The sequence below is a fragment of the Vibrio sp. 2033 genome (assembly GCF_033339735.1).
On the sequence record NZ_JAWOVC010000022.1, the window covers coordinates 45041 to 58660 of the forward strand.

General features: G+C 45.8%; 11 protein-coding genes and 1 riboswitch. Of the genes, 9 read left to right on the forward strand and 2 right to left on the reverse strand.

Features of this window, described 5'->3' with window-relative positions:
- Positions 1-26 precede the first annotated feature (26 nt).
- The 5 genes from R7P74_RS21080 to dapD all read left to right on the forward strand — a co-directional run bounded on the left by R7P74_RS21080 (position 27) and on the right by dapD (position 4927).
- A complete protein-coding gene (locus R7P74_RS21080) occupies positions 27-953 on the forward strand; it encodes a LysR substrate-binding domain-containing protein (protein WP_318123148.1) in 927 nt (308 codons plus the stop codon).
- Positions 954-1081: 128 nt separating this feature from the next.
- The gene (locus tag R7P74_RS21085) at positions 1082-1381 is read left to right on the forward strand and encodes a YebG family protein (protein ID WP_005380208.1); all 300 of its coding nucleotides are present in this window, start codon (positions 1082-1084) and stop codon (positions 1379-1381) included.
- 156 nt (positions 1382-1537) lie between these two features.
- Positions 1538-1613: riboswitch (Fluoride riboswitch) on the forward strand.
- Positions 1614-1871: 258 nt separating this feature from the next.
- Positions 1872-2564, forward strand: a complete 693-nt coding sequence (locus R7P74_RS21090) for an iron-sulfur cluster assembly scaffold protein (protein WP_005386501.1) — start codon at positions 1872-1874, stop codon at positions 2562-2564.
- Between the two features lie 23 nt (positions 2565-2587).
- Complete coding sequence (locus tag R7P74_RS21095) at positions 2588-3571, forward strand: GGGtGRT protein (protein WP_005386498.1); 984 nt, start codon at positions 2588-2590, stop codon at positions 3569-3571.
- 324 nt (positions 3572-3895) lie between these two features.
- A complete protein-coding gene (gene dapD / locus R7P74_RS21100; protein WP_017820786.1) occupies positions 3896-4927 on the forward strand; it encodes a 2,3,4,5-tetrahydropyridine-2,6-dicarboxylate N-succinyltransferase in 1032 nt (343 codons plus the stop codon).
- Positions 4928-5004: 77 nt separating this feature from the next.
- On the opposite strand, the gene glpQ is transcribed toward dapD, so the two are convergent.
- The gene (gene glpQ, locus R7P74_RS21105; protein WP_017820787.1) at positions 5005-6060 is read right to left on the reverse strand and encodes a glycerophosphodiester phosphodiesterase; all 1056 of its coding nucleotides are present in this window, start codon (positions 6058-6060) and stop codon (positions 5005-5007) included.
- 56 nt (positions 6061-6116) lie between these two features.
- Positions 6117-7481: a glycerol-3-phosphate transporter gene (gene glpT, locus R7P74_RS21110; protein WP_005380199.1), complete on the reverse strand. Its 1365-nt coding sequence runs from the start codon at positions 7479-7481 to the stop codon at positions 6117-6119.
- Positions 7482-8378: 897 nt separating this feature from the next.
- Here glpT and R7P74_RS21115 point away from each other — a divergent pair.
- The 4 genes from R7P74_RS21115 to glpD all read left to right on the forward strand — a co-directional run bounded on the left by R7P74_RS21115 (position 8379) and on the right by glpD (position 13497).
- On the forward strand, positions 8379-9233 hold the full coding sequence (locus R7P74_RS21115) for an MIP/aquaporin family protein (protein ID WP_005380195.1): 855 nt from the start codon (positions 8379-8381) through the stop codon (positions 9231-9233).
- A gap of 59 nt (positions 9234-9292) precedes the next feature.
- A complete protein-coding gene (gene glpK / locus R7P74_RS21120) occupies positions 9293-10810 on the forward strand; it encodes a glycerol kinase GlpK (RefSeq protein WP_005380193.1) in 1518 nt (505 codons plus the stop codon).
- Between the two features lie 159 nt (positions 10811-10969).
- Positions 10970-11761 (forward strand): DeoR/GlpR family transcriptional regulator, encoded by a 792-nt coding sequence (locus R7P74_RS21125; protein ID WP_006742414.1) that lies wholly within the window; start codon positions 10970-10972, stop codon positions 11759-11761.
- 176 nt (positions 11762-11937) lie between these two features.
- Positions 11938-13497 (forward strand): glycerol-3-phosphate dehydrogenase, encoded by a 1560-nt coding sequence (glpD, locus tag R7P74_RS21130; RefSeq protein ID WP_318123149.1) that lies wholly within the window; start codon positions 11938-11940, stop codon positions 13495-13497.
- Positions 13498-13620: the final 123 nt, after the last annotated feature.

Genomic DNA, 13620 nt, shown 5'->3' on the forward strand with positions numbered 1-13620 from the left:
CGTTCAGAATTACTTAACGGTGGGGTATGGCAAGTCACATTTCTCTTAAACAACTGAAAGTGTTTACGACGATCACGCAGCACAAAACGCTCACAGCGGCTTCTGATAGTCTCTTTTTATCGAAAGCCGCAGTGAGCATGGCACTCTCAGAATTAGAAAAGCAGATCGGCCATCACTTATTTGATCGTGTTAATAACCGACTGATTTTGAACCAAGAAGGTCAAAAACTACTGCCACTGGCGGATGAATTACTCAACCGAGCCAAGGACATCGAGAGAATTTTCGATGGTGACCAAGCGCTATCGGGCCAACTTCGCATTGGTGCCAGCGACACCATTGGCAACCAAGTCGCGCCCTATTTGCTTAGCGAATTTCGTCAGCAAACGAACCATCGTTCTCAAAGTCTGTTCATTTCTAACTCCGCACAAATCTGCGACATGCTGACCGATTACGAGTTAGACATAGCCCTCATTGAAGGCAAAACACTTCACCCTGAATTGCAGTCTACCCAGTTTAGCGAAGATGAAATGTGCGTGATTTGCGCGCCCAATTCCCCAGCCGCGCACGAAGGGCCAGTAAACTTAACCGAGCTAGAAAACAGTGAATGGATATTGCGAGAGGCAGGATCTGGTTCACGCGAATTTTTTATGCGCGTTGTCGCGCCGCGCTTGGAACATTGGCATGAAGCTTTTCAGCTCAATACCACCGAAGCGTTGATCAACTCAGTATCGGCAGGGTTAGGCTTGGGCTGTTTGTCACGTTTGTCTGCAGAACCTGCTATTCGTGACGGCCGCGTAAAACTGCTCGACATGCCTTTAGATATGAAACGTCGCTTCTGGTTACTGGTTCATAAAGAGAAATATCAAAGCCCATTGCTCAGAACGTTTATCGAATTTTGCCAAGATTGGGAGCGACCAACAAACCTTCCTTTGGCGGACAAATCCGCAAAGTGAAACCAAGATAGTTTAAATGCTAGTCAGTTAGTTGTACGTGTCTCTCATTCTGAGGCTTGTCGCTAGACTTGATTGGTCAAAAACTGTATAAAAAGCCAGTATCAATACACCAAATTAGGGGACCAACCATGGCTGTAATCGTCAAGTACGTGGTAGAACGCAATGGAGAAGAGAAAATGACTTTTACCTCTAAAGCGGAAGCTGACGCATACGACAAAATGCTGGATATGGCAGACGAGTTATTCTCACTGCTGGGTAAAAGTGAACTTCTAGAAGACGAAGGTAAGCAAGAAGATCTTGCAATGTTCCTTGCGCAAAACAAAGAAGAAGTGCTTTACGCTCTTGGTGCAAAACGTAAACCTGCACCAAAAAAAGCAAAGAAGCTTGAAGCTGTTGAAGAAGATAGCGAGCAAGAAGACGCTGCATAAGCCTCTCATTTGTTTAGAAAAAACGTCGCATTATGCGGCGTTTTTTTATTCCTTCCGTTTATCTCCATATATCTCTGAGAATATAAAGAACCGATTTAATATCCCAAATTGCTCTAAATTTCATGTTGCAGATTAGTGTGACTTAGATCTAGTCTAAATGGGTTCGGTGATGGGGTGCCACCGGAATCGAAAGATTCGAACCGCTTTTACAGCTAATGACTCCTACAGAAACGAAAACAGGTCAGCCCTGTTGGAAATGCTTTACCAATGTTGTTAAAGCAAGAGTTCTGTAGTGAGCAATTCAACTCTTCTCCAACCCCGCTCCTGTTTTCTCAAAAATTAAAAAGATATCCAAAATAGTTGTTAACTCAACAAGGCGACAAACGCATGAACCTCCTGAACATAGTTTTCTATTTGATGGAGCGAATAAGAGCAGTCAACGCCGTTGAGTCTGACAAATAGGCTGGATATCGTACACTGGGAAAACACTATGCAATATTCACACGAAATCCAATCAATGTGCCCGATTCAACGCGGCGATCTTCATGCATCTGCACCGATCCCTGTTGAAGGCGCAATGATCAATCCAAAAGACGTTATCGCGATTTCTGGTCTTAGCCACGGCGTTGGTGCTTGTGCTCCTCAACAAGGTGCAGCAAAACTGACTCTTAACGTCAAAAACGGCATCATCGAAGAAGCTTTGATCGAAACGATCGGCTGTTCAGGCATGACTCAATCAGCCGCGATGGCCGCAGAAATCCTAACTGGCAAAACCATTCTTGAAGCACTGAATACCGACTTGGTATGTGATGCTATTAACGTCGCGATGCGCGAAATCTTCCTTCAATTTGTTTACGGTCGTACTCAATCTGCTTTCTCTGAAGGCGGCTTGGAAATTGGTGCGGCACTGGAAGACCTTGGTCAAACTCAACGCAGCCAAGTGGGTACTAGTTACTCAACTAAAGCAAAAGGCGTGCGTTACATGGAGTTGGCTGAAGGCTACGTAACAAAACTCGCGCTAGACGAAAACAAAGAAGTGATTGGTTACCAATATCTCAACCTCGGCAAGATGATGAAAGCCATCAACGAAGGCGTATCTGCTGCAGAAGCCGCAGACAAAGCAACGGGGACTTACGGTCGTTTTGACGAAGCCGTAACTACCATCAACCCACGCCAACAATAATTGCCACCAAGAGGAAAGAGATTATGAACACTCCAATTACTGAATCTGTACGTCGCACATTAGACGAAATGCAACTTTCTTCTCTGGAAGAGGCTTACCAATACTGTATGGATCGTGGTATCGACCCTAAAGCACTAGTGATGGACACTCAACCTATCGCGTTTGAAAGCGCTGCCGATGCCTACACGCTAGGCACTGCTTTGGCGATTTTCCGCGGAGCAAAAACAGCAGAAGAAGCTGCAAACATCATCGGTGAAGGCCTTCAAGCCTGCACAAAACCAGACAGCGTAGCAGAACAACGCCGAGTGGGTATCGGTCACGGTGCATTGGCGGCTCGTCTATTGAATGAAGAAAGTGGCTGTTTCGCTTTCCTTGCCGGTCATGAGTCATTCGCAGCAGCAGAAGGCGCAATCAAAATCGCATTGAACGTGAACAAATCACGCAAAAACCCGTTGAAAGTGATCCTAAATGGTTTGGGTAAAGACGCCGCTTACCTAATCTCACGCATCAATGGTTTCACTTACGTACGCACTCAGTACAACTACCAAACTGGTGAGTTAGTGGAAGTAGAACGTCGCCGTTTCTCCCAAGGTCCACGTGGTGAGATCCTTTGTTACGGTGCAGACGATGTACGTGAAGGTGTGGCTATTATGCATAAAGAACAAGTGGACGTGAGTATCACTGGTAACTCGACTAACCCGACTCGCTTCCAGCACCCAGTTGCCGGTATCTACAAAGCAGAGCGTAACCGTGAAGGCATGCCTTACTTCTCTGTGGCATCAGGCGGTGGTACTGGTCGTACTCTACACCCAGATAACGTGGCGGCAGGCCCTGCCTCTTACGGCATGACAGACACTATGGGTCGCATGCACGCCGATGCGCAATTCGCGGGTAGCTCTTCAGTACCAGCACACGTAGCGATGATGGGCTTTATCGGTATGGGCAACAATCCAATGGTAGGTGCAACTGTTGCACTTGCTGTGGAGGTCGGTGAGCTAAGCCTCTAAGTCGATTTATCGCTTTACTATCCAAAGCCAGTAAATCCAACAAACCCAGTGTAGGGGGAGTGACTTCGGTCCTCCCCTTATTTTTTGCTATGCCCCCTTCTCCAACTTCACTTTGTCTTTACCCCAAACCGGTCTGAGAAGGCTTTTGCGACACATTTCTCATCAGACAAACATATCTCTAAAAAGACAAAAGGTATCCATCTACGGACTTTCTCCATTTCCCCTCTTTAAACTCCCGAACACTCTCTTTATGATGACTGACAACTTAATTATTTCTTGTCAGTGAACAGACGAGACACAAGACTCAACACATGGAGATCAACTATGGCTTTCTTCTCTCTAGCCTTTGGTACGGCAACTAAAAACCGCGACGGCAAAATCATCGAAGCGTTTTTCCCAAACCCAGTTCTTAACCCAAGCGAAGCGCTTGTTAACGCACTAGCAGCAGTAGCAGGTTACGAGCAAGGCAACCAAGCTATCGAGATCTCTGCGGCACAAAGTGCAGAACTTGCGGCAGCATTCGAAGCAAACGGCGATGCAGCAAACGCATCTTTCGCAGCAAAAGCAGCAGAATCAGCACAACCACTTGTACTGGTTATCCTTGCAACTGACGAACAGCCACAAAGCGTTGCTGAAGGCTTCCTAAAGCTTCAACTTATCTCTAACCGACTAGTTCAACCACACGGCACGGTACTAGACGGTATCTTCGGTCTACTACACAACATCGCATGGACTAACGAAGGTCCAATCGACCTACCTGAACTAGCAGAGCGTCAAATCGAAGCTCGCCTAGCGGGTCGTGCACTAAGCGTTGATTGCGTAGACAAGTTCCCTAAAATGGTGGACTACGTGGTACCAACTGGCGTTCGTATCGCTGACACTTCTCGCGTACGTCTTGGCGCACACGTTGGCGAAGGCACAACGGTAATGCACGAAGGCTTCATCAACTTCAACGCGGGTACAACAGGCGTGAGCATGGTTGAAGGTCGTATCTCTGCTGGCGTAGTGGTTGGTAATGGCTCTGACATCGGCGGCGGCGCATCTATCATGGGCACACTATCTGGCGGCGGTAAAGTTGTGGTTTCTATCGGTGAAAACTCTCTACTAGGCGCGAACGCAGGTCTTGGCTTCCCAATGGGTGACCGTTGTACTATCGAATCAGGTCTGTACGTAACTGCTGGTTCTAAAGTACGCATGCTAGATTCTGACGGTCAAGAAGTCGAAGTGGTGAAAGCACGCGATCTTGCTGGTGTTTCTGACCTACTGTTCCGTCGTAACTCTATAACAGGTCAAATCGAGTGTCTTGCAAACAAGAGCGCGGTTGAACTGAACAGCGAACTGCATAAAAACAACTAATAAATAGTTAAGAAAAATCCCCCAGCAGGAAACTGTTGGGGGACTTTTTAGCTTAAAGCAAAATGCGTGAGTGCTGATTACTGATTTAAAAAGCTGACCGCTTTATCTGGGAAATCAGTAAACAAACCATCCACTTTTACTTGGTTGTAGTACACATCCATCATGCCTTCAAAGCTGTCAGTGTACGCTGGAATGCGTCCTGGATCGGCGCGGAACGTGTATGGATGCACTTGCAAGCCAGCGTCTTTTGCAGCCTTCATCAACGGCTTGATGATGATATTGTCTTTGGTTGACTTATCATCTACCAGCATCGGCTTCCAAGGTCCAATTCCTTCCGCGTAACTCGCTACTTTCTTCATTCCGTCGGCTTCGAACATCCAGTCATAACTGTATGGTGTTGCCTTGTCGCCTTTGTACACCATAGTTTCGTTCCAGTCCGTGTAAGCCATAAGCTGAACGAGCTTTAAGTCCATGTCCATTGTAGGCATGAGTTCACTGTTGATGCGTTGAAGTTCATTCGCATCAAAACACTGAAGGTAGACTTTGTCGTCTTGAGAGCCGTAACCGTACTGCTTCAAGACTTTAAGTACTGCTTTAGAAATGTCCTTACCTTCATGACGATGGAACCAAGGCGCTTTAATTTCTGGGTAAATACCGATGTCATAACCCAGCGTTTTGTTTAAGCCTTGGATCAGCTCAATCTCTTCAGCAAACGTCGGCACGGTGAAATCAGATTTCCACATAGGGAATCGGGTTGGATAGCCCGCTACTTTGTTGCCTTTCTCATCGATGTTGAACCCTTCGGTAACTCGCAAGGATTTGATTTCCGCCAGAGTGAAATCAATCGCGTAATAACGACCATCTTTACGTGCACGATCAGGAAAACGCTCCGCAACATCCGTTACGCGATCGAGATAATGGTCATGCAACACGACCAACTGGTCGTCTTTCGTCATTACCACATCTTGCTCTATGTAGTCAGGTTTCATTGCGTAAGCAAGTGCTTTGGCTTCTAGCGTGTGCTCAGGCAAGTAGCCCGATGCGCCACGGTGCGCAATGACAAGCGGCTTCGCAATCGCACCAGCAGAGAGGCTAAGTGCTAAAAAAGTAAGACATACTGACTTTGTTTTCATTGTTATTTCCTTGATAAAGCGAAGAGGCAGTATTCCACTGCCTCTTTAAATAAATATTACGCTAGCGCTTCCTTCTCGCGCTCTTTTTGCTCGTGGTGCGCACGTTCACCTAAGAAGGCGTACATCAAACACACGATAGAAGTAATACAAGAACCCACTAAGATGATAAAGCCACCATCCCAGCCAAAGTGGTCTACGGTGTAGCCCAAAATCGCGTTTGCGGCAACTGCCCCACCCAGGTATCCAAACAAACCAGTAAGACCAGCGGCAGTACCTGCGGCTTTCTTCGGAGCGAGTTCAAGTGCGTACAAACCGATCAGCATAACCGGACCATAGATTAGGAAGCCAATTGCAATAAGCGCCATCATATCTACTGTTGGGTTGCCTGCAGGGTTAAACCAATAAACCATCACTGCAACTGTCACTAACACCATAAATAAGATACCAGCAGGTGCACGACGACCTTTGAACAATTTGTCAGAGATCCAACCACACAATAGTGTTCCTGGAATGCCAGCCCATTCGTATAAGAAATAAGCCCATGACGATTTATCTACCGAGAAATCCTTCGCTTCTTTTAGGTAAACAGGTGCCCAGTCCAGTACGCCGTAACGAATTAGGTAAACAAATGCGTTTGCAATTGCAATCGACCAAAGAAGTTTGTTGTTGAAGACGTATTTGAAGAAGATTTCCTTCGCTGTCATTTCTTGTTCATGGGACTTGTCATAGTCATCTGGGTAATCGTCTTTGTATTCTTCAATAGGAGGCAGACCACAAGACTGAGGGGTATCGCGAACCGTCATCCAAACAAACACAGCAACCAACGTGGCGAAAAATGCAGGAACATAAAATGCAGTGCGCCAATCATCATTAAATGCCCACAGGCCAAGAATAAATAGTGGACCAATCAAGCCGCCACCCACGTTGTGCGCCACGTTCCAAACCGAAACGATCTCACCACGCTCTTTACGTGACCACCAGTGCACCATGGTTCGGCCACAAGCAGGCCACCCCATCCCTTGGAACCAACCGTTCAAGAAAAGCAAAATGAACATCGCAGTGACGCTACCAGTCGCCCATGGCATAAAGCCAAAGCAAAACATCACTAATGCAGACATCAATAGGCCGCCACTAAGGAAATAGCGAGGGTTGGAGCGGTCTGAAACGCTGCCCATTAGAAACTTAGAGAGACCATATGCAATGGAAACAGCTGCCAAGGCGACACCTAAGTCTCCGCGGCTAAAGCCTTGCTCGATAAGATAAGGCATCGCCAAACTGAAGTTTTTACGAACTAGATAGTAACCGGCGTAGCCAACAAAGATACCGATAAAGAGTTGCCAACGGAGGCGAGAGTAGGTGCTATCGATGCTGCCAGGGGACAGACGATCAATGTGCGCCTTAGGTTTGAATATTCCAAACATAGGAACCTCATTATTTTGTATGCGATGGTAAAAACACAAAAGGAGCGAACGAAACAAAACAAATCTTCGTTCGAAAGTTCATGAATTGTATGGAGTTAGGATTTTATTTCTGTGACAAATGTTGCACATGGATTAAATATAAGTAAATACAGTAAATTATATGAGCATTAATTAGATCATCGTTCAACTTTACTCAAGATTCGTTAATATGAAACTGATATTCAAACCTCTCACTTGAGCATTCCAATTCGAAACCTTTGAAACAAAGGCTCGAATTAGAACATAAACTAACCGTAAAAAGGGCGATTTACGCCTGCCCTACTCGCTCCGAACCAACTAATAACTAAAAAGCTGAAAAACGATCACGTTTAGCATCAAACGAAATAAAAAAAACAATTTTTATCTGAATACAAGCCGAAGCAATGATTCACAAACACAAGACATTAACAGCGTTTATTCTCTTCTCAACTCATCCTATTGGTATCAATGGGATGACGATTTTTTCTAAAAGTCCAAACATGACAGCGTATTTTTTTATATCACTGCTAGCCCTTGATACATTTGACATTCTCCTACTCCTTTAGGGTTAACTGCTACACAAGTTCTGTGTAATAAATCTCCAAGCACGTAGCAGCTTCACAAAACTCCTCTTACCAGTTGTGCATTCTTTTTCACATCGGTAATTTGAGCGCTCTCAACACTGGCCTCGTGACAAATAAATTATTTTCGTTGTGTTCTTTTCCGGTTAAAAGATGCGCCATTTAACAAAAACGAAGACTTTGATTAACAAATTTATGCTCAAACGCTCATTTTTAACGCTCGTTTGTTTTCGCAAACGTTTATATATGCACAATAGTACCGTGCTAGACAGGCAAAAATGATCAAAGGACTTTTAACATGACAACGAACAAACACCCCTCTCTGCTCGGAGAATGTTTGGCCGAGTTTATCGGTACAGGACTACTTATTTTCTTCGGCGTAGGCTGTGTTGCAGCCTTAGTTCTAACAGGCGCATCATTTGGACAATGGGAAATCAGTATTGTATGGGGCTTCGGTGTCGCCATCGCTATTTACTGTACGGCTGGCGTCTCTGGTGCACACATCAACCCTGCCGTTACCATCGCACTTGCTATGTTCCATGGTTTTGATAAGGCGAAAGTGGTGCCATACATTATCGCTCAAATGCTTGGGGCATTCTGTTCTGCTGCATTGGTATACAGCTTATACAGCAACCTTTTCACCGACTACGAAATCGCTCATAACTTCGTTCGCAGCAGCCAAGATGCACTAGCAACTGCTGGTATCTTCTCAACCTATCCGCATGCCTCCCTCTCTTTCTTTGGTGCTTTTGCTGTGGAATTCGTTATCACTGCTGTGCTGATGTTTGCGATTCTGGCTCTGGGCGATGAAAATAACGGCGCAGCACGTGGCGCAATGAACCCTCTATTGATCGGTATTTTGATTGCCGTCATCGGTGGTTCACTTGGCCCACTAACAGGCTTTGCGATGAACCCTGCTCGTGACTTTGGACCGAAGCTGTTCGCTTACTTCGCAGGTTGGGATTACGCTCTGACAGGTGCTAAAGACATTCCTTACTTTATCGTGCCTTTACTTGCTCCGATTGCAGGTGCGTGTTTTGGTGGTTGGTTGTATCCAAAAGCGATTGCGGCTTACCTTCCACAACAAGGCCACGGCTGTACAATTCCAAACCAATGTGAGACGGAAGAAGAAACAGAAGAAGCTAGAGCTTAAAACTGACGTAACTCGAACATTTACTAAAATATAAATAACGAAACAAAAGGATTCTTACCATGACTGAGCAAAAATACATTGTTGCCCTAGACCAAGGTACAACAAGCTCTCGCGCAGTGATTCTTGATCATGATGCGAACATCGTAAGCGTCGCGCAACGCGAATTTACTCAGATTTATCCAGAAGCTGGTTGGGTTGAACATGATCCAATGGAGATCTGGGCAACACAAAGCTCTACCTTAGTAGAAGCTCTAGCTAAGTCTGGCATCCGTAGCGACCAATTAGCGGCTATCGGTATTACTAACCAGCGTGAAACGACTATCGTCTGGAACAAAGAAACAGGTAAACCCGTTTACAATGCGATTGTATGGCAATGTCGCCGTACTGCTGATATCTGTGAAGATTTAAAAGCACGCGGTCTCGAAAACTATGTACGTGACAACACTGGTTTGGTGCTTGACCCTTACTTCTCAGGTACCAAAGTTAAATGGATTCTGGACAATGTTGAAGGTGCACGAGAAGACGCAGAAGCAGGCAAGCTGTTGTTTGGTACTGTCGATACTTGGTTAGTTTGGAAGATGACTCAAGGTCGCGTCCACGTAACCGACTACACCAACGCATCACGTACCATGCTGTTTAACATCAACGATCTATGTTGGGATCAAAAAATGTTAGATGAGCTTGGCATCCCAGCATCTATGATGCCAGAAGTGAAGCGCTCATCGGAAATTTACGGTAAAACCAACATTGGTGGTAAAGGCGGTACTCGTATTCCTATTTCTGGAATCGCAGGTGACCAACAAGCGGCGCTTTACGGCCAAATGTGTGTTGAAGCGGGTCAAGCGAAAAACACTTACGGTACGGGTTGTTTCTTGCTAATGAATACGGGCCAAGAAAAAGTCACTTCGACACATGGTCTTCTAACAACTTTGGCTTGTGGTCCTGCAGGCGAACCAGCTTATGCACTTGAAGGTGCCGTATTCATGGGTGGTGCTTCTATCCAATGGCTACGTGATGAATTAAAAATCCTAAACGGCGCAGAAGACTCTGAATACTTCGCAACCAAAGTGGATACATCAAACGGCGTTTATGTCGTGCCTGCATTTACTGGTTTAGGCGCTCCATACTGGGATGCCTACGCACGTGGCACGATTGTCGGCCTTACTCGCGGTGTGAATTCAAACCATATCATCCGTGCAACATTGGAAGGCATCGCTTATCAAACTCGTGACGTACTGGATGCGATGCAAGCTGACTCAGGCATTAAGCTTGCGAACCTTCGCGTCGATGGTGGTGCAGTAGCGAACAACTTCCTCATGCAATTCCAATCCGATGTATTGAACACAGAAGTACACCGCCCTCAAGTAACTGAGGTTACCGCTCTTGGTGCAGCCTACCTTGCCGGCCTTGCGGTTGGTTACTGGGATAGCATTGATGAGTTGCAGAATAAAGCGGTACTTGACCGCACCTTTGAGCCACACGATGATGAAGAAAAACGCAATCGTCGTTACAAGGGCTGGAAACGTGCAGTGAAATGTGCACAAACCTGGTCTGAACTTCACGACGAAGAAGATTAATCTCATCTCCATAAGAAAAAAAGAGCGCCATTTGTGCGCTCTTTTTGCGCTTTATCCCCGATTCCTGAACTCGCTTACTTCTCACAACGCGCAAATTCGAGCACAATAGAGCTTCGAATTTGAAGCATTGGCCGTTACCAATGCACAAGGGAGTGGTAAGTGAAGCAAATACCTCGACACCAACAGATTGTTGAGTTGGTGAAAAAACAAGGCTATGTCAGCACGGATGAGTTGGTAGAAAGATTCAATGTCAGCCCACAAACCATCCGACGCGATCTCAATGAACTCGCCGACGACAACAAAATTCGTCGTTATCACGGTGGTGCAACCATCCCTCTCAGTTCTGAAAACACATCTTACAACACGCGTAAAGCGCTCAACTTCAATGAAAAAGATGTCATTGCAGACGAGGTAGTCAAACACATTCCAGATGGTGCCACACTATTCATCGATATTGGCACCACACCAGAAGCAGTTGCGCGAGCGCTCAATAAAAACCATAAACAGTTGCGTGTTGTCACCAACAACATCAATGTTGCGACCATTCTTTTCCCTAACCCTGAAATCAAAGTCATCTTAGCGGGTGGAGAAGTCCGCAGCAGAGACGGCGGCATTGTTGGAGAAGCCACTCTCGACTTCGTTAAACAGTTCCGTCTCGACTTTGGCATTCTTGGCATCAGTGGTATCGACTTTGATGGCTCGCTATTAGACTTTGATTACCACGAAGTAAGAGTCAAACAAGCGATCATTGACAACAGCCGCAGTGTATTTCTTGCCGTCGACCACACCAAGTTCGGGCGCAATGCCATGGTGAAGCTAGGCAATATCGCTCAGCTCAACATGATCTTTACCAACAAGCAGCCACCAGAAGAAATCTTGTCGATTTTAAAAGAAGCTTCAATTCCACTTGAAGTCGTTGAAGCGAACGAGACAAACTTCGAAAACGAGTAGTTTCAATCATTAATTTGCCTCTCAAATGACCTCTGTCTTAATTAGGCAGAGGTTTTTTTGTGCCTAAATCACACAAAACGCTCACAAACGAAAATAATAGATGATCACAAACGAAACCTAAGCTAGGATTAGATCATGTTCCAAAATGCTCGTTCGCTCACCAAGAGGTCAAATTTATGAGTATACAAAAAAATGCTTCCACTACTAGCTCATCCACTACCTTAGACTTGATCGTAATTGGTGGCGGCATAAACGGGGCTGGTATTGCGGCAGACGCAGCTGGCCGCGGTTTGAGTGTTGGCTTATACGAAGCAAGTGACTTCGCGTCCGCTACTTCTTCGGCAAGTTCTAAACTGATCCACGGCGGTTTACGCTACCTTGAACACTACGAGTTTCGTTTGGTTTCGGAAGCGCTCGCAGAACGTGAGGTTATTCTTCGTAAAGCACCACACGTCGCACTACCAATGCGTTTCCGTTTACCGCATCGCCCATTCCTACGCCCAGCTTGGATGATTCGTTGTGGCCTTTTCCTTTACGATAACTTGGGTAAACGTACGACGCTGCAAGGCAGTAAAACCGTCAACCTTGCGAAATCTGGCTTGCTAAAACCAGAAATGAAAACGGGTTTCGAATACTCTGACTGTTGGGTTGATGATGCACGTTTAGTATTACTGAACGTTCTTGCGGCTCGCGAAAACCATGCTGAAGTGCGTAACTACTGCCGCGTGGAAAAAGCACACCGTGAAGGTGGTATCTGGCACGTTACTATTCACGATGTGATGACAGACCAACGTTTCGAACGTAAAGCGAAAGCGTTAGTCAATGCTGCGGGTCCTTGGGTAAAACAGTTCTTTGATGATGGATTAGAGCAAGCCTCTCCTCGTAACATTCGCTTAATCAAAGGCTCGCACATCGTTGTTCCTCGTATCCACAACGAACCGCAAGCCTACATCCTTCAAAACAAAGACAATCGCATCGTATTTATGATTCCTTACTTAGATAAGTTTTCAATCATTGGTACAACAGATGTGGAATACAAAGGTGACCCACGTGAAGTGTCGATCTCAGATGACGAAGTCGATTACCTCATTGATATCGTAAACCAACACTTTGTCCACCAGTTGACTCGCGAAGATGTAGTTTGGACATACAGTGGTGTTCGTCCTTTATGTGACGATGAATCTGACTCTCCGCAAGCAATCACACGAGACTACACGCTAGAGCTCGATGCGGAATACGACCATGCACCTCTGCTTTCTGTTTTTGGTGGTAAGTTAACGACCTACCGTAAGTTAGGTGAAGCAGCAATGAAGAAACTTGCTCCGTTCCTACCTGAAATGGGTAAAGACTGGACGGCCAACCAAACCCTTCCTGGTGGTAACTTCAGCTGTAGTCGTGAACAATTAGCTAAACAAATTCACGCTAAATACACTTGGGCGCCAGAAGCATTGATTCTTCGTTATGTCACACAGTTTGGTACCCAAACCTGGAACTTAATGGAAGGCACAACAAGTGAAGCTGACTTAGGACAAACGTTCTCGGCACAAGCAGGTGGTGTTTACCAACGTGAGATCGATTACTTAATGAACCATGAAATGGCAATGACCGATGAAGACATTTTATGGCGCCGTACTAAGCTTGGTCTTTACATGAACGAGGAAGAAAAACAGGCCTTAACGGACTATTTAAAGAAAAAGCTACAACAGAAAGTGGTTAATCTTTCTCAAGTTGGCTAACAGCTCCCCTCCCTCCCCCCACAATAAAGCCTGCTTAGTTGCAGGCTTTTTGTTTTCAGCCCTAAACCACCTACTTCAGTAGGTGGTTATCATCCGTTTCGGCTTTGCCTGTAAAACTACTCA